Origin of the sequence: Serratia myotis (assembly GCF_027474885.1) — a bacterium.
Lineage (GTDB): Bacteria > Pseudomonadota > Gammaproteobacteria > Enterobacterales > Enterobacteriaceae > Serratia > Serratia proteamaculans.
On sequence record NZ_CP099707.1, the window covers coordinates 4045206 to 4063062 of the forward strand.

Genomic DNA, 17857 nt, shown 5'->3' on the forward strand with positions numbered 1-17857 from the left:
TAAACGCAATTCCGATGCGTCTTAAAGATAGAACAAGTCATAACGAGGTTCGCGCTGCATGGCCAATTTTTTTATTGATCGCCCGATTTTCGCCTGGGTTCTGGCAATTATTCTTTGCCTGACCGGCGCCTTGGCGATTTCTTCCTTACCGGTAGAACAGTACCCGAACCTGGCACCGCCGAACGTGCGCATTAGTGCCAACTACCCCGGAGCCTCGGCGCAAACGCTGGAAAACACCGTCACCCAGATTATCGAACAGAACATGACCGGTCTGGACAACATGATGTACATGTCGTCGCAGAGTACCAACACCGGGCGTGCCACGGTAACGCTGACCTTTGAGGCCGGCACCGATCCCAACGAGGCGATGCAGCAGGTGCAAAACCAGCTGCAGGCGGCGATTAAGCGACTGCCACAGGCCGTGCAAACCCAGGGCGTGACGGTGTCGAAATCCGGCGACACCACGCTGATGATGGTGGCCTTTGTCTCCACCGACGGCAGCATGGACAAGCAGGACATTGCCGATTACATCGTTTCCAACCTGCAGGATCCACTCAGCCGCATCAACGGCGTGGGCAGCATGGACGTTTACGGTTCGCAATATGCCATGCGCATCTGGCTCGATGCCAACAAGCTCAACAGCTACCAGCTCACCACCCAGGACGTGGTTACCGCGATCAAATCACAGAACGCCCAGGTGGCGGTTGGTCAGCTCGGCGGCACACCGTCCGTGGATAAACAGGCACTCAACGCCACCATCAACGCCCAGTCTCAGCTACAAACGCCGGAACAGTTCAAACAAATCACCCTGCGGGTCAACCAGGACGGTTCACTGGTGACATTGGGTGATGTTTCCACCATCGAGCTGGGCGGCGAGAACTATGACTATCTCAGCCGCTATAACGGCATGCAAGCCGCTGGCATGAACATCAAGCTGGCCTCCGGTGCCAACGAACTGCAAACCGACCAGTTGGTGAAAGACAAAATTGCCGAGCTGTCACAGTATTTCCCGCACGGGCTGGAGGCGAAGGTCGCCTACGAGACGACTCCGTTCGTTAAAGCCTCAATCAAAGACGTGGTAAAAACCCTGCTGGAAGCCATTTTACTGGTGTTCCTGGTGATGTATCTGTTCCTGCAGAACTTCCGCGCCACCCTGATCCCGACCATTGCCGTGCCGGTAGTGCTGATGGGCACCTTTGCCATTCTTTCGGCCTGCGGATTCAGTATCAATACCCTGACCATGTTCGCCATGGTGCTGGCCATCGGGCTGCTGGTGGATGACGCCATCGTGGTGGTGGAAAACGTCGAACGTGTGATGAGCGAAGAAGGCCTGTCGCCCCGGGATGCCACACGAAAGTCCATGGGGCAGATCCAGAGTGCGTTGGTCGGTATCGCCATGGTGCTGTCGGCGGTGTTTATCCCGATGGCGTTCTTCGGCGGCACCACCGGTGCCATCTACCGCCAGTTCTCGATCACCATTGTTTCTGCCATGGTGCTGTCCGTGCTGGTGGCGATGATCCTGACCCCTGCCCTGTGCGCGACCCTGCTCAAACCGATCGCCAAAGGTCACCATCACGGCAAACGCGGCTTCTTCGGCTGGTTTAACCGCATGTTCAACCGCAACGCCGATCGCTACGAGCGCGGTGTGGCACGGGTTCTGCACGCAAGCACCCGCTATATGGTGATTTACCTGCTGCTGCTGGGGGGCATGGCGTTGCTGTTTATCAAGCTGCCAACCTCGTTCCTGCCGCAGGAAGACCGTGGAGTGTTCACCGTACAGGTGCAGTTGCCGCCGGGATCGACCCAGCAGCAGACCACCAAGGTGGTGGAAAAAGTTGAGCAATACTTCCTGACCAAAGAGAAGCAGGACGTGCTGTCGGTGTTTTCCACCATCGGCGCCGGGCCTGGCGGTAACGGGCAAAACGTGGCGCGTATGTTTATTCGGTTGAAAGACTGGGATCTGCGCACCTCGGGTGCCAACAGCTCTTTCGATATCATCAATCGCGCCACCCACGAATTTAACAAGATTAACGAGGCGCGGGTGATTGCCAGCAGCCCACCGGCGATCACCGGGCTGGGTAACTCCTCCGGTTTCGATATGGAACTGGAAGATCATGCCGGGCTGGGTCACGAAAAACTGATGGCAGCGCGCGATCAACTGCTGCAACTGGCCGCCGCCAATCCACTGCTGTCCCGGGTACGCCACAATGGTCTGGATGACAGCCCGCAATTGCAGATTGATATTGACCAACGCAAGGCTCAGGCGCTGGGGGTTTCTATCGATGACATCAACAACACGCTGTCGACCGCCTGGGGTTCAACCTACGTCAACGACTTCGTCGACCGTGGTCGGGTGAAAAAAGTTTATGTGCAGGCTGCCGCGCCGTTCCGCATGTTGCCTGGCGACATCGATAAATGGTTCGTGCGTAACAGCGCGGGCGGCATGGTGCCGTTCACCGCTTTCGCCACCTCCCATTGGGAGTACGGTTCCCCACGTCTGGAGCGTTATAACGGCAGCTCGGCGCTGGAGATTGTTGGTGAGGCAGCTGAAGGCGTCAGCAGCGGTACGGCAATGATCGAAATGGAGAAAATTGTCAGCCAGTTACCGACCGGTTTCGGCCTGGAATGGACCGCCATGTCCTATCAGGAACGCCTGTCCGGTTCCCAGGCACCGGCGCTGTACGCCATCTCGCTGCTGGTGGTGTTCCTGTGCCTGGCGGCGCTGTATGAGAGCTGGTCGATTCCGTTCTCGGTGATGCTGGTGGTGCCCCTAGGGCTGATTGGTGCCGTGGCCGCGACCTGGCTGCGTGGGCTGGAGAATGACGTGTACTTCCAGGTGGGGATGCTGACCATCATTGGGCTGTCGGCGAAAAACGCCATTTTGATCGTCGAGTTCGCCAACGAGCTGAATCAAAAAGGCCAGGATTTGATGTCGGCAACGCTGGAAGCCTCGCGCATGCGTCTGCGGCCAATTCTGATGACCTCACTGGCCTTTATCTTCGGTGTACTGCCGATGACCATCAGCAGCGGTGCCGGCTCAGGCAGCCAGCATGCGGTGGGCACCGGCGTAATGGGCGGCATGATTTCCGCTACCCTGCTGGCGATATTCTTCGTACCGCTGTTCTTTGTGCTGGTCCGTCGCCGCTTCCCGGGCAAACCTTCGAGAACCGCCAAGCCGCAAGACAGCGCGGAATAACAGGCAAAAAAAAGCAGCGTCGGGAAACCAATGCTGCTTTATCTCGAACGAGAGTCTCGTTCCCAAGGTGCTTCAATTACCGACAAATCAACCAACCTTGTTTTCAGCCTCAACGCAGTGTCAGTTACCCAACATCTCTTCGATGAAGTCTTTCCAGTTTCCTAACTCACGATCAACCATAATAATTTACAACCTCAATTAATAGACGAAGCGAATTCTACGCCTGTTTTTTGAGCAAGTGAAGGGGGTTGGGAACGATGCCAGCCGCGAAAACCGGGGATAGTGCACATTTTCGTATTTATCTGATCAATCGATAATCCCGGCTATTCCCTTCCGATCTTAATCCGTCCAAGCCAACGCAGAAAAGATCTAACCCGGCCGCTGTTAGCAAACGGCCGGGCTATTGACTCAGCAAAACTTAGAAATCGACGCGCAAGCCGAGGTTATAACGACGGCCCTCCAGCTGCGGATATTCCCCCCAACTGGTGGTGCGTTTTGGCGCGCTATCGAAAATGTTATACACGCCCGCCATCACCTGGGTGTGCTTGTCGAAGTGGTAAATCACCCCGGCATCCAGCAAGGCGTAAGCACCGTAGCGGGTATGGTCGCCGGTCTCCTCGTTGCGGCTGCGATAATTGACCTTGGACCAGACGTCCAGCGCCGATGCCGCAGCCCACTTGGCGGATAAGTTAGCCATGTGTTTTGGGAAGTCATTTAGCGCATAGCCCTTATTGACGCCGTTTTTCTGCTCGCTCTTGTTGAAGGTGTAGTTGGCGCTAAGATTCAGACTGTCTGTCGCCTGCCAGTCTGCGTTAAGTTCGACACCGTAAACATTGGCCTTGCCAATATTGAAATACTTATCGATCGATTCGGCGTTATAACCGTTAACCACGCAGGGATGGTTGGCACTCGCCTCACAGATATTCACCTCCGCGATCTTGTCCTTGAAGTCGGTATAAAACACCGTGCCGTCAAAGGAGAGATCGCGATTGTTGTTCCAGTACAGCCCCAGTTCGGTATTCAGGCTGGTTTCCGGCTTCAACTCGCTGTTGCCCACCGACAGATAGGGATAAGGCGGGTTGCTGCCACGCGGCGTAATGAATTGATCGGAGTTTTCCCGCAGCGACGGTTTTTTATAGCCGGAAGAGACGCCGCCCTTCAGTGCCCAGGCTGAATCGAGGATCCAGTTGCCGTAAAGTTTCGGGCTAATGTGGGTGCCAAAGTAATTGTCCCGGTCCATACGCGCCGAGGTGGTCAGCGAGAAGTCATCAATGTTCCACTGCCCTTCGGCGAACAGCGCCCAGCCGTCGCGCGAGATTTTGGTGACGGGATCGATGCCCGGCGCCCGTTTGTTGTCGGCATAGAAATCGTCATTCAGCGTTTCACGGCTGTAGTTGGCGCCGAGGGTCAGGTTGTGCTCACCCAGGCTTAGCTTGGCCTGGCTATTCAGCACGTAATTCTCGGTCTGGATATGCTGTGGTGCCAACGTGCTGGTGTGGAAGGTTGATTCGCCTTTTTCGTATTGAAAATAGCTGGTGGTGGCGATGCTATCTTCCGCATACCAACCCGAGTGGGTCAGGCTCAGGGCGTCACGATCAAAGTCCCAGCCCCAAGGGGTGCCACCGCCTTTCTCCGTCCGGCTGCGTTTTTTCTCCCCTTTCACCAGGTTCAGGTCGAACAGGTTGGTCTCATTGGCGGCAAAACCGAACGTCATGTCGAGCGACTTTTTGTTGTTCTTGCTGAACGAGTTGGGTTTTTCGTCCTCACGGCGATCGAGGTAATCCGCCGACAGGCTGAGCCCCAGAACATCGGGTATCAGCGGCCCCATCAGGAACAGGTTGGTCTGTTGGGTATTACCGAACTCCTGATGCTGTTGCAGGAAACTGTTTGCGGCAATCGAGCCCATCCATTCCCGTACGCCAAACGGTTTTTTGGTGATGACGTTGACCACGCCGCCGATGGAGTCCGAGCCGTACAGCGATGACATCGGGCCGCGGATCACCTCAATACGATCGATGGCCGCCAACGGCGGTAAAAAGCCGGCTTCGGTGCCAACATTCTGGCCATAGGGACGGGATTCGCCGGTATTCTGCTTAATGCTGTTGACCATGAACGAGGTGTAACTAGAGTCCATACCGCGGATCATGACGTCGCCGGACACCTCAGTGCCGGCACCGTTGCTGACAGACACCCCCGAAATATCCTGAACCGCTTCGGCCACATCGCGGCTGTTCTGCTTCTCGAGCGCCTTGTGATCGATTACCGAAATGCTGGCCGGGGCGTATTTCTTGTTCTGCTTGAATCCGGAGGCGGTGACCACCAGTTGGTCTTCCTGGGAGGCGTTATTTTTCTGTTCTGCCTCCCCTTCCTGCGCGTAAGCCTGAGGGGCAATAATCAATGCCAGAGCCATCGCTTTGGCCATTACGCTGCGTTTTCCCATGTATTGTTTAACACTCATAACCATTCCTAATAAAACCGGTTTCCGATAGGTGATGTAGCCCGCAAAGCGTCCAAAAATGGCTGACGCAGCAGGAGATCAATGGCCTTAGCCAACTCGCTCTGTACGCCAGCGGATAACCGCTGCTGATGGTATTTTTATTTACAATTCTTCACGATTGACGGCGAATATAGCGGATAATCATTCGCATTAAAACGAAATGAAAATTATTACAACAATAAAAATCGCGGGGAACAAGATCGCGCAATGCGGACATATCATGGGGTTATTTTAAATATTTACTTATTTTTCAATAAGAAAAATACATATCTTCATATGATTAACTAAATGATATTGATATTAATTATCAATATCATTAGCATCCTTAAATCGTAAACTGATGTAAAGGAATGTATATGAAGTTGCACCTGTTCACCCCAGGCAAAGGTTTCTCTTTCAGCGCACTGACCTCCGCCATGCTGCTGCTGTCTTGTTCAACGCTGGCCGCTGAGCTGCCAGAAAGCCATTTCCAGGCCAAACCGGTGGGATACGGCCTGTATGAGTTGGCATTTGATGGACAAAACAGCACCTTGTTTGCCGCTTCTACGCCTTCATTCGCCAAAGGAAAAAACAGCGGGATTGTTTACCGTATCAATCCGGCCACGCTGGCTACAGATGGGAAAATCGTCACCCAACGTCGTGCCTTCGCCACCGCGCTGGATGAAGAACGGCATGTCCTGTACATCGGCAACACCGTGGACGGTTCAGTAACCATGATCGATACCCAGAGCGGTAAAGAACTCGCGACCATCCAGCTCAGTGAAAGCATGAAAGAAGACCAGTTCGTCCCGACGCGTGAAATGGTGCTTGATAAGAAAAATCAGCGTTTGTATGTCTCTGGCACGTCCAAGAAAGGCGTGCTGTGGGTGATCGATACCGCCAAGCGGGAAAAAATTGCCACCCTGAACGACGTCGGCGAATACCCTACCGGCCTTGCCCTGGATACCGAACGTGGCCGCATCTACTGTGTTAATGGCGGCGGCGAACTGATTACCCTGGACGCCAACAGCCACCAGATCCTCAATCGCCTGGTGGTCGAACCCGCCAAGAAACACTTCTTCCTTAACATCAGCCTGGACAGCAAAACCGGTCGCGCCTTCCTCACCGACCCCGACCTGCCTAACGTGCTGGTAGTCGATGTCAACAGCGGCAAAATCCTGCACCAGATTGACGTGATCAACTCACTGGCGGTGCTGTTCAATCCGGCACGCAGCGAGATCTACATCACTCACCGCGAGGCCAAACGCATCAGCATCGTTGACAGCAACAGCTACCAGGTCAAAAACAGCATCGCCACCCACGCTTTGCCTAACAGCCTGGCGCTTTCTGCCGATGGCAATACCCTCTTCGCCAGCATCAAGCAATCCAAGGAAGAGATGGAGAAAAAGCAGGACTATCTGCTCAAGATTAATCTCGGCGGATTGTGAGGCAGGTCATGGCTAGTTTTATGATCCGCCTTTCCGGCGGGGTACTGCTGTGCCTGCCGGTCATGGTGGTACAGGCGGCGGGAACCGGGCAGGCTCCCCGCCCACAGAAAGAAGAAACCCTGGAGGTGGTCGCTTCGCCCTTAAGCGAGGACGGCAGCACTGAAAACACCGGTTCCTACACCACCAGTCAGATGAGCACTGCCACCGGCTTGCCGCTGAGTATCAAGAATACGCCGCAGTCGGTCGCGGTTATCACCCGCCAGCAAATTGACGATATCAATGCTTATTCGCTAAAGGATATCCTGCGCTGGTCCACCGGTGTCAGTGAGAGCAACTACGACAGCGAACGCTCCTCGTTCAATTACCGCGGTTTTAGCGTCGATAACTATCAATATGACGGTGTTCCCACCTTCTTTGATTCAGGTTATTCCGGCGGTGAGTCGGAAATTGACTCGATCACGCTGGATCACGTCGAGATCGTCAGGGGGGCCGCCGGCCTGCTGAACGGCGTCGGTAATCCGGGCGCGGCCATCAACCTGGTCAGAAAGAAGGCTTCCAGCCTTTCTCCTTTTGCCCGCGTCGAACTCTCCGCCGGTTCCTGGGATCACTACCGCACCACGGTCGATGTCGGCACACCGCTCAATGACGAAGGCACCGTCAGGGTGCGCATCGCCGCCGCCGGCGAGCGCAGCCACTCGTTTATGGACAGGCATCAGGAACGCAAAGGGGTGATTTACGGCACGCTGGAAGCCGATCTGAGTAGCGAGACCTTGCTGCGCCTGGGGGCGGATTATCAGCAAAACCGGCCTAAAGCCTCCACCTGGGGCGGTGCCCTGCCAACCGGCTGGTTCAGCGACGGCAGCGAGATCAATTGGGATCGCCATTATAGCGGCGCTTCTGACTGGTCGAGCTGGGACACCACGCTCAGTACTCAGTTCGCTACGCTGGAGCACCAGTTCGAGAACAGTTGGAAAGGCGTGGCCAACTACACCCACAGTCGGCAGGTCTTCGATGCCAAAATGGCGATGAGTCTTGGCGGGCTGATTGATCCGGATACCTGGGCGGTGAAACCTTCCAGCCCTTATGCCGGGCGCTATGAAGGCTACCGGGATCAACATGCGGTAGACCTGAAGCTGAACGGTGATTTCGACCTGCTGGGCCGCAATCACAAATTTGTGGTGGGCAGTTCCTCTGCCTGGCAACACAGCTACAGCACCTATCGTAGCGCCAGCACCTCACAACTGTTTAACGGCAGCCTGCTGGATTGGAACGGCGGCCTGGGCGAACCCGAGTGGTCAGACAAAATGCCGCAAATGGATTACCGTACGCGGCAAATCGGCTTCTACAGCAGTGCTGACTTTTCGGTCACCGACCGTCTGGATCTGATACTCGGCGCTCGCTTCAACAGCTTTAAAAACACCACCACCAGCACCGCGAACAAAGTCACCCCATTCGTTGGCACGGTCTATAAGCTGACCGATCAGGTCTCTGCCTATGCCAGCTACACCAACATCTTCAAGGATCAGAACTATCTCGACAGCAGCGGTCACTACCTGGCGCCGATCGAAGGGGTGAATAAGGAAGTAGGCATTAAAGCTGCGTTACTCAATGACCGGCTCAACCTGTCGCTGTCGGCATTCCGCATCACGCAGGACAATCTGGGTGTGCTGGACGAAGACACCAGCAATCTGGACTGGCTGCAGCAGACCTATCATGAGAGCCAGGGCGCCACCAGCAAAGGCGTTGAGTTCGAACTGAACGGCGAGCTGGCTCAGGGCTGGAACGCGCAGTTTGGCATTACCCACTTCTCATTGAAGGACAAGGATAAGGTCGATCTCAACACCGAGCAGCCGCGTACCCGCATCAACCTGTTCACCACCTACCAACTGACGGGTGCCTTGCGCGACCTGACGCTGGGCGGCGGCGCACGCTGGCAGAGCAAGGTTTACGCCAACGTTAGCGGGGCCAATAACGGTGAAATGGTCAATCGCAAAGCCGAACAAGGGTCTTACGTTCTGGTCGATGCGATGGCGCGTTACAGGCTGACGCCGCAAACTGCGGTGCAACTTAACCTGAACAACGTTTTCGACCAGAAATACTACTCACAGGTTAATTTCTACAGTACCCGCAACTATGGCGAGCCGCGTAACTTCATGCTGACGCTCAAACACGAGTTCTGATTATCTACAGTAACCCGTTGAAAATCCAGTTATTAGGGGGAGCGTGCCGAAGGGGTCGTAGCAGCTTTAGCTGCCGACCAACTTGTCGGGAACAAGTTGGAACGACTTCCAGTCGGCCCGCAGGGTGGGACACAAGGATGTGTCCCATAATGGCCCCTCGGTGCGCTAGGCCCGGGTATCTAGGGCTAAAAGACAACTTTGACAGCAAAAACTGGCCCCGGATCTCGGGGCCAACCTTCCCTCAGCAATGCCTATACCCCTTGTGCGATGAATTCTTCCGTAGTAGCGTGCAAAAGGTACAAAAACCCTACTCACCTAAGGCCATGTGATGTCCCCTACGCTGACCATCGAACAATTGAAAGAGTTGGGCCGCTATCAGGAAGCGACCGAACTGGCGCAACAACAGTTACTGCAACAACCGGAAGACGCCGCCCTGCACTACCAATTGGCTTGCCTGTATGACGTTCAGGGCTTTGAGCAGCAGGCGATCCCCAGTTACCTCGCGGCACTGGCGCGCAATTTGTCGGCAACGCAACGCCAGGAAGCCTGGCTTGGCCTGGGCAGTACCTACCGGGCGCTCGGCCTGTATCAACAATCGCTGGCCGCCTTCGACGAAGGGCTGAGCGAGTTCCCACAGGCCAAAGAACTTACCCTGTTCCGCGCCATGACGCTGTACAACCTGGGTGAAACCAAACAAGCGGTCGCGGATTTGCTGTTGCTGCTGGCTGAAACCTCTTCGCATAGCGACATCAGCAGCTACCAGCGTGCGATCCGTCAATACGCCGCCGATCTGGACCGGATTGGCTAAGCGAGGTCAACATGGAAATCGTGACCGACCCGAACCGCTACGGCGTCGACTGGCTACAGTTGGCCGGGCTACTGGAAGCCGCCGGATTGGGCCAGCGTGACTCGCAGGTCCTCCAGCGCGTTTATCAGCACAGCCAATTTTGCTACTGGGGCTACCTGGATGGCCGGCTGATCGCCACCGCCCACGCTATTAGCGATATGACTTCAGTTGCCTATCTGGCCGACGTGGCTCTGCATCCAGACTTTCAGGGCCAGGGGTTGGGACGTCAACTGATGGATCGGGTCATGCAGGATCTGGCCCCGCTCGGCAAAGTGTTTATCTACTCGGTGCCCGACAAGCTGGAGTTCTACAAAAAATACCACTTCCGTGAGCTGACCACCGGCATGGTCTATGCCGATAGCGCGGCTTTAGAGCGACTGCAGCAAAATGGTTATATACGCTGAAAAAACCTTACAGGAACTCCCCATTGCTTATTGAAAACCGGCTGTCTCCGCAGGACTGTGCGAACATGAATGATATTCGCGCTGAAATAGACATGATGGACGAAAGCATTATCAAGCTGATCGCCCAACGCTTCGCCTACGTGAAGGCTGCGGCCAAATTCAAGACCAGCCCCGATGCGGTACGCGCCAAAGAACGCTTTGAGGCCATGCTGCTGCAAAGACGAGTCTGGGCCGATGAGCAAGGTTTAAGCCCGGAGGTGATAGAAAAAATGTATCGCGATCTGGTTAATTATTTTATCAGCGAAGAAATGAAACATTGGTCCCAGGATCAGGGCGAAAAGTGAATTTATCGGTGGTTTTTCCATCATCGACCACGAATGGCCGATGGTGAAAAAAAGCCTGAGTTATAAATTACGTCAGGCCAGAGAATGATTTCTGGCCAGTAATCTACAACGTCTTCATCATAAAGATCCTGCTGGTACCTGCCGGCAGACAGGGCACTTCGCCAAAGCTCGTCCAGCCGTTCAACTCATAAAACTTCGGTGCCTGAAAGCTGATGGTGTACAGCACGGCGGAAACGCAGCCCCTGCGTCGCCCTTCCAGCTCAAAGCGACGCAGCAACTCACTGCCCAGCCCTGAACCACGCAGCGATTTTGGCAGATAAAACAGATCGACAAACAACATACCCAACGATGAACGCCCGCTAATACCGCCCAGCACTTCGCCGCTGATCGGGTCTCTCACCACTACCGCTAACGGGCGACGATCGTTGGTGCCGGTCACTTCATCGTTATATTGATTCAGCCCTTCTGCAATCAGCGCTTCTATTTCGTCGATGGCGCTTTCGGTGACTTCGATTCGGTAATTTTCCATGATCTTCTTCTTATGTAGGGTTACTGAGTAGCACAGTGAGATTAGCAAAAAAGCAACGCAATAAACGCGATCGGTATTTTTTCAGCTTTCCCCTGCCTTTCAGACCATTGTACGGTGGAACTCCCCGCCATTTTTCGGCATGCTGGTCGCTGGCTTTCATTTCACCGCCACCGGCGGTTTACCACCGGCAGCGCGCCGGTGTTGGGTTGCAGAGAAGGTTCTTACTCCATGACGTTGACCATGTACGGCATCAAAAATTGTGACACCATCAAAAAAGCACGCCGCTGGCTGGAAGAACAGGGTGTGGCTTATCAATTTCACGACTACCGCGCCGACGGGCTGGACGAACAGCAGCTGCGCGGTTTTGTCGAACGCCTGGGCTGGGAACCGCTGCTGAATACCCGCGGTACCACCTGGCGCAAACTGGATGAAGCGCAGCGCACCGCCTGCGACAATGCCGATGCGGCCATCGCGCTGATGCTGGCTCAGCCGGCAATCATCAAACGCCCACTGCTGGACGACGGCAACGGACACGCCCTGCTCGGCTTCAGTGCCGAAGGCTACCAGCAATTTATTTCCGAGGTGGCAGCATGATTTGCCCGGTTATCGAACTGGCTCAACAGTTGATTAAACGCCCGTCGCTCAGCCCGCACGATGAAGGCTGCCAGGCACTGATGATTGAGCGTCTGGAAGCCATTGGTTTTACCGTTGAGCCCATGCCGTTCGGCGATACCCTGAATTTCTGGGCCTGGCGTGGCGAAGGCCAAACGCTGGCGTTTGCCGGCCACACCGACGTGGTACCGACCGGCGACGAAAAACGCTGGGACAACCCGCCGTTTGAACCAACCATCCGCGACGGCATGCTGTATGGCCGTGGCGCGGCAGACATGAAAGGTTCACTGGCCGCGATGGTCGTGGCGGCTGAGCGTTTTGTGGCAGCCAACCCGCAGCATCAGGGTCGTCTGGCCTTCCTGATCACCTCCGATGAAGAAGCCAGTGCTACCCATGGTACGGTGAAGGTGGTAGAGGCGCTGATGGCGCGCAATGAGCGCCTGGATTATTGTCTGGTCGGCGAGCCGTCCAGTACCGAACGTGTCGGGGACGTGGTAAAGAACGGCCGTCGCGGCTCGATCACCGCCAACCTGCACATTCACGGTATTCAGGGCCATGTCGCCTATCCGCATCTGGCGGATAACCCGGTACACCGTGCCATGCCGGCACTGAATGAATTGGTGGCGACCGAGTGGGATCGCGGCAATGAATTCTTCCCGCCGACCAGCATGCAGATCGCTAACGTGCAGGCCGGTACCGGCAGCAACAACGTGATCCCAGGCGAGATGTTCGTCCAGTTCAACTTCCGTTTCAGCACTGAATCGACTGACGCAACCATCAAACAACGCGTGGAAGAACTGCTCGAGCGCCACCAGTTGAACTACAGCATCGAATGGCGCCTGTCGGGCCAGCCGTTTCTGACCGCACGCGGCGCACTGGTGGATGCGGTGGTTAACGCCGTCGAACACTATTCTGAGCTGACGCCACAGTTGCTGACCACCGGGGGCACCTCAGACGGTCGTTTTATCGCCCAGATGGGCGCGCAAGTGGTTGAACTGGGGCCGGTCAACGCGACGATCCATAAGGTCAACGAATGCGTACACGCTGCCGACTTGCAGCTGCTCAGCCGCATGTACCAGCGCATCATGGAGCAACTGGTCGCATGATCACGCCAGAAATGCTGACCGGGCGCTCAACCGATCATCTGGTACCGCTCTGCGGTAACCACCGGTTGCAGCCCGCCGCCGTGGCCGCGTTCCTCGCCATGCAACAGGCGGCACTTGCGGCCGGGTTCGATCTCCAGCCCGCCAGCACATTTCGTGATTTTGATCGTCAACAGGCGATCTGGAATGGAAAATTCTGCGGGCAGCGCCCAGTATTAGATAAGGACAGTCGACCGATCGACATCACGCCACTGTCCGCCGCCGAGCGCTGTGAGGCAATCTTGCGTTGGTCGGCTTTGCCCGGTGCCAGCCGCCATCACTGGGGCAGTGACCTCGACGTCTACGATCCCTCACTGTTACCGGCAGGGCAAAAGTTGCAGTTGGAGCCCTGGGAATACCAGCATGGCGGCTACTTTTATCCGCTCAATCAGTGGATGACGGCGCATATGGCTGAATTTGGCTTTTACCGTCCGTTCACCGAAGAAGGTGACGGTGTGGCGGTAGAACCCTGGCATCTGAGTTACCGGCCACTGGCGCGTGAAGCCGAGCATCTGCTGACGCCGGCGCTGCTGCTGGCAGCCTGGAAAAATAAGGACGTTGCTGGTGCCCAATGGCTTGAAGAGCATTTGCCATCGATATTTTCGCGTTTTATACGCCCTGAAGGAAAGGAGTAAATATGGAATGGTTAGCTGACTACTGGTGGATCATCCTGCTGATTTTATTCGGCATGATTATCAGTGGGATCAAAGAGCTGCGCCGCGTTGACGTCAAACGCTATCTGGCCGATAAGCCGGAGCTGCCACCGCACCGCGATAACAACGCCGAGTGGGATAACGACGACGACTGGCCGAAGAAGAAATGATATCAGGGCGCATTTAGCGCCCTGAAGTTTATTTAAAAGCGATCAAATCGCCGCGTTTGCCGAACATCGCTTCATCCCAGTAGCGCTGAGGCACGTAGTAATGCAGCCGTTCGAGGGCATCGTTCATCATGCCCTGATTGATGGCGTGCCCCACGTCTTCTTCCACGTCCAGCGTGAAATCGACGCCAATAGCCTGCAGCTGTTCTGCCGCCGCTCTGGCATGTTGCACCGCAATCACCGCATCCTGTTCGCCGTGGATCAAGTGCACCACGCAATCACCGAACGCCCGCTCCGGCAGGCTGGCAAAACGTCCGCTGAAAGCCACTACCCGGCCGGCCAGTCTGGGTTCTGCCTTCAAGGCTTCCAGCGCCATGATTGAGCCCTGAGAAAAACCGACCAGTGCGGTGCCGGCATCATTCACGCCGCTCTGTTTCTGCCAGTAACGCACAGTTTCGACAAACTGTGGCATCACTTCAGCAATGCGCTCGGCGCGGTTTTCTTCGGTCACACCCTGCACCGAAAACCACTGACGGCCGCTGCCGTTACCGAAGGCAAAAGGGCCACCAATGCTGACCACCAGCGCCTGCGGGAAGTCTTTGGCAAAATAGCTGCCAATCTCGCCCATCGCCTCTGGGGTATCGCCAACACCGTGAAACAGCAGGATCAGCTGCGCAGCCGGGGTTGCCGGGCTCTGTACAACAAAATGCTCATGTTTCATCGGTGACTCCTCGTATTGATCAAATTCTGCCCGGCGCCAGTTGCCCGGGTTCCTGTCAACTACTATACGCCGCTGAGAATTCAGGAAAATCGGGTTTTATTGAGCAACATCTTCAATTTATTCCAACGATTGCGACCAATTGTGCCAGCGCAGGCAGTGCTGGGCATCAAGTTGCTCAAGCGCTAACCCCGCCTCCTGCCGCCAGCGGCGTAGCAAAGCCTTCTGGCCGCTGAAGCCAAGCAACGCCACGCAGCCCGCCGGCGTCGTTTGCTGTTGCAGATGCTGACGCAGTGCGGGCAGCGGCAAAGGACTGGCTAGCAGTAAACGTTGTAGCGCCCCCAGGCTGGCCTCAAGCGGCCGATGGGCGAAGGCGAACCCGGCAAGTTCGCGCCAGTCATCCTCACCCAACTGGATATCGCCGTCGTCACCGGTGATTTCCAGTTGCAGATCAATACGCGGCTGCAGCCAGCGCCAGTCACGCGCCAGATGCTTATGCGCCGCATGCCGCAGCGCCTCACCCTGCTCACTTAGCGGCAGGATGGCCATGGCGGTGTAACAACCGCTGCTGGCTTCCGTTTTGCTGCCGATGCGCACCAGTTCAAAACCACAGGATTGCCAAAAGCGCCACAGCGACTCGGTGTAACCAAAGCTGACCGAGAGGTAATCCAGCCCCTGCGTTTGCCGACGTTGCTGTACGATCAGACTGCGGGCAATGCCCTGCTGACGCAAAGCCGGTAATACCGCAATGCGGGTAATGCGCCGTGAACGCAGCGTCGGTGCCCACCACTGCCCGCCATGTGCCGCCAGCGACTGTGCCACCAGGTTGCCGCGCGGTCGCCGCCGCCCGGCCCAGACTTCGTGTGCCAGTTCGGCGCTCAGGCCGCCTTCCTCCACCAGCCACAGTGCGCCGATGACTTCATCTTCAACCTGCGCCACGCCAAAATGCATGCCGGGCGCGTCCATCAACCGCCGTAAATCAAGCGGTGAAGTGCGGTAATGGGCGCTGCTTAACAGGGCGTAAAAACGCATTAACCCTTGAGGGTCGGCACACAGCGCTCCTTGTTCTGTCTCGCTGATACTGACGGGTTTATTCGTCGCCGGCCAGAGTGGCAGTTCGTTGAACAACAGCGCGTTATCGACGATACGTTCCAACGCATCGCCCTGCGCCCAACGCATGGGCTGCTGTAACCTCAGCGACTGAAACTCAGGCAACCCCGCGCAAAACTTCAGTAAAAACCCCCGACCGGTGCCTTCATAGCCCTGTACCGTGGTGGTCAGCAAAACGCGGGGGAAATGGCTAACCAGCTGTTGCAGCAACGGGCCGGGGATCGCCGCCGCTTCGTCCACCAGCAGCCAGCCCACGTCGCTGACGTCATGTTCGCGACAATGGGCCAACAACGCGTCCGGTGCCCAAAATTGTGCGCGGCCCTGCGCCCATTCACCAGCGACCTCGGTAGCCGCTCGGCTGGGCCCGGTGATCCAGCAGGTGAGCGGCGTGTTCGCCACCAGCATACCCGCCACCGTTGACTTGCCGCGCCCACGGGCAGCGGTCAGCACCCAAATGCCTGACTCAGCGCCGAGTAATTGTGCCAGCAACCTTTGCTGCTCGGGAGTCGGCTGGCCATCCGGCGCTTGCCACTGCGGGCGTATTGGCAAGGGTGCCAAAGTCAGCGGCTCATCCTCTCGCCAGAGCGTGACTTCGTTGTCCGCCGCCAGGTGTTGCTGTAGATGGTGAATGAAATTAGGGGTCATGATCGGCTGCGGGCAATCGCTCCAGCGCAGGCTGTCGTGGTCCGGCTGCTGATGCCATTGTTGCCATGGTGGTGTCAGCAACAACAACCAACTGCCGGCGCGCAGGGTACCGGCCAGCGCGGCCAGCGCTTCGACATCCAGGCCGCGGGTCGCATCAAACACCGCATGCAACCGCTCCTGCCCCAGCAATGTCCGTACCGCACCACTGGCCAGTGACGGCATAGCAGGCGGCGGATTTTCTCCCACCCACGGCCAGTCGCCCGGCAGGGTGGTCGCCAGCCGTTGTGCTTGCTGGCGACACCATTGCGGCTCGCCACTGAGCACCAGCAGGCGCCTGATGCCCTGCTGCTGCATAAGTTGTTGCATTGCCTGTAACATCAGGATCCAGACCTAAAAAAATGCCGGAGTCAGGCTCCGGCATGCATGTTAACGGGAAGCGAAGGTGTTGCAGGTATTAGGATCACCGCTATCAAAACCCTGTTTAAACCAGGTGTAGCGCTGCTGCGAGGTACCGTGAGTGAAACTGTCCGGCACCACTCGTCCCTGGCCCTGTTGCTGCAAACGGTCGTCGCCGATCGCCTGCGCAGCGTTCAACGCCGCCTGCAAGTCGCCCTCTTCCAACATCTGTTGCTTCTCGGCATATTTGCCCCAAACGCCGGCAAAGCAGTCCGCCTGCAGTTCCATTTTCACCGACAGACGATTCACTTCCGCCTGGCTGGCACCCTGCTGCATCTGACGCACTTTAGGCTCAATGCCCAGCAGGTTCTGCACATGGTGGCCCACTTCGTGCGCCACCACATAGGCCTGGGCAAAGTCACCGCCGGCCCCCAGTTTGGTTTTCATATCCTGATAGAACGACAGGTCGATATACACCGTTTTATCGCCCGGGCAGTAGAAAGGCCCCATCGCCGCCTGACCGGTGCCACAACTGGTGCGCGTTACGCCGCGATACATCACCAGTTTGGGTGGCTGGTAGGTTTTGCCCATGCGCTGGAAAACTTCTTTCCAGTTATCTTCGGTAGAGGCCAGCACCACCGAGGTAAATTTAGCCAGTTCATCGTCTTTTGGACTGATGCTGGCGCTTTGTTGTTGAGTTTGTGGGCTAACGTCCCCACCGTTCAACAGCGGCGAAAGATCGATGCCGTAATAGCCGGCCACCAGCACCACCACCAGAATGGCGATACCGCCCTTGCCGCGAGGCACGCGGAAACCGCCGCCACCGCCACCCAGACCTGAAGACTGCCCGCGACGATCCTCAACATTGTCACTTTCCCGACGCCCTTGCCAACGCATATGTAAACTCCAGATTAGGTTTTTGTCATGTTACGTAGATCATTATAAATGCTCAGCGGCAAAGGAAATGTAGAATTTTTCTGGAAATGCAGA

General features: G+C 56.4%; 16 protein-coding genes. 10 read left to right on the forward strand and 6 right to left on the reverse strand.

What is annotated here, in order from left to right:
• Positions 1-58: 58 nt before the first annotated feature.
• Entirely contained in the window at positions 59-3196 is a 3138-nt protein-coding gene (gene acrD, locus NHG65_RS19140; protein ID WP_499182548.1) for a multidrug efflux RND transporter permease AcrD, read from the forward strand.
• Positions 3197-3316: 120 nt separating this feature from the next.
• On the opposite strand, the gene ypfM is transcribed toward acrD, so the two are convergent.
• Together ypfM and NHG65_RS19150 are read right to left on the reverse strand one after the other, a co-directional pair.
• The gene (gene ypfM, locus NHG65_RS19145; RefSeq protein WP_112349006.1) at positions 3317-3376 is read right to left on the reverse strand and encodes a protein YpfM; all 60 of its coding nucleotides are present in this window, start codon (positions 3374-3376) and stop codon (positions 3317-3319) included.
• A 238-nt stretch (positions 3377-3614) separates the two neighbouring features.
• Positions 3615-5654 carry a TonB-dependent receptor domain-containing protein gene (locus tag NHG65_RS19150; RefSeq protein ID WP_499182549.1) on the reverse strand — a complete coding sequence of 680 codons (2040 nt, stop codon included), beginning with the start codon at positions 5652-5654 and terminating at the stop codon, positions 3615-3617.
• A 395-nt stretch (positions 5655-6049) separates the two neighbouring features.
• Here NHG65_RS19150 and yncE point away from each other — a divergent pair, with 395 nt between their 5' ends.
• From yncE to NHG65_RS19175, 5 genes are all read left to right on the forward strand, one after another.
• Positions 6050-7120, forward strand: coding sequence for a 7-bladed beta-propeller protein YncE (gene yncE, locus NHG65_RS19155; protein WP_489844100.1), 1071 nt, complete (start codon positions 6050-6052; stop codon positions 7118-7120).
• An 8-nt stretch (positions 7121-7128) separates the two neighbouring features.
• Positions 7129-9300, forward strand: a complete 2172-nt coding sequence (locus NHG65_RS19160) for a TonB-dependent siderophore receptor (protein WP_499182550.1) — start codon at positions 7129-7131, stop codon at positions 9298-9300.
• Between the two features lie 328 nt (positions 9301-9628).
• The gene (locus tag NHG65_RS19165; RefSeq protein WP_099062561.1) at positions 9629-10108 is read left to right on the forward strand and encodes a tetratricopeptide repeat protein; all 480 of its coding nucleotides are present in this window, start codon (positions 9629-9631) and stop codon (positions 10106-10108) included.
• An 11-nt stretch (positions 10109-10119) separates the two neighbouring features.
• On the forward strand, positions 10120-10551 hold the full coding sequence (locus NHG65_RS19170; RefSeq protein WP_261427918.1) for a GNAT family N-acetyltransferase: 432 nt from the start codon (positions 10120-10122) through the stop codon (positions 10549-10551).
• 65 nt (positions 10552-10616) lie between these two features.
• On the forward strand, positions 10617-10895 hold the full coding sequence (locus NHG65_RS19175; protein WP_237520796.1) for a chorismate mutase: 279 nt from the start codon (positions 10617-10619) through the stop codon (positions 10893-10895).
• Between the two features lie 103 nt (positions 10896-10998).
• Here NHG65_RS19175 and NHG65_RS19180 read toward each other — a convergent pair whose 3' ends face one another.
• Positions 10999-11424, reverse strand: a complete 426-nt coding sequence (locus NHG65_RS19180; protein WP_099062565.1) for a GNAT family N-acetyltransferase — start codon at positions 11422-11424, stop codon at positions 10999-11001.
• A gap of 228 nt (positions 11425-11652) precedes the next feature.
• Between NHG65_RS19180 and NHG65_RS19185 the strand changes: the two genes are divergently transcribed.
• From NHG65_RS19185 to NHG65_RS19200, 4 genes are read left to right on the forward strand one after another with little or no spacing between them, the layout of a single operon-like run.
• The gene (locus tag NHG65_RS19185; protein ID WP_085118090.1) at positions 11653-12018 is read left to right on the forward strand and encodes an ArsC family reductase; all 366 of its coding nucleotides are present in this window, start codon (positions 11653-11655) and stop codon (positions 12016-12018) included.
• Entirely contained in the window at positions 12015-13142 is a 1128-nt protein-coding gene (gene dapE / locus NHG65_RS19190; protein WP_112348697.1) for a succinyl-diaminopimelate desuccinylase, read from the forward strand. The genes NHG65_RS19185 and dapE overlap by 4 nt, the downstream gene beginning before the upstream one ends.
• Complete coding sequence (locus tag NHG65_RS19195; RefSeq protein ID WP_099062575.1) at positions 13139-13813, forward strand: M15 family metallopeptidase; 675 nt, start codon at positions 13139-13141, stop codon at positions 13811-13813. Before dapE ends, NHG65_RS19195 begins: the two co-directional genes overlap by 4 nt.
• A gap of 2 nt (positions 13814-13815) precedes the next feature.
• Positions 13816-14001 carry a YpfN family protein gene (locus NHG65_RS19200; RefSeq protein ID WP_099062576.1) on the forward strand — a complete coding sequence of 62 codons (186 nt, stop codon included), beginning with the start codon at positions 13816-13818 and terminating at the stop codon, positions 13999-14001.
• Between the two features lie 28 nt (positions 14002-14029).
• On the opposite strand, the gene ypfH is transcribed toward NHG65_RS19200, so the two are convergent.
• From ypfH to ypfJ, 3 genes are all read right to left on the reverse strand, one after another.
• Positions 14030-14719 (reverse strand): esterase, encoded by a 690-nt coding sequence (ypfH, locus tag NHG65_RS19205; RefSeq protein ID WP_099062577.1) that lies wholly within the window; start codon positions 14717-14719, stop codon positions 14030-14032.
• A 117-nt stretch (positions 14720-14836) separates the two neighbouring features.
• Positions 14837-16849 carry a tRNA(Met) cytidine acetyltransferase TmcA gene (locus tag NHG65_RS19210; RefSeq protein WP_499182551.1) on the reverse strand — a complete coding sequence of 671 codons (2013 nt, stop codon included), beginning with the start codon at positions 16847-16849 and terminating at the stop codon, positions 14837-14839.
• A 48-nt stretch (positions 16850-16897) separates the two neighbouring features.
• Positions 16898-17764: a KPN_02809 family neutral zinc metallopeptidase gene (gene ypfJ / locus NHG65_RS19215; RefSeq protein WP_012146218.1), complete on the reverse strand. Its 867-nt coding sequence runs from the start codon at positions 17762-17764 to the stop codon at positions 16898-16900.
• Positions 17765-17857: the final 93 nt, after the last annotated feature.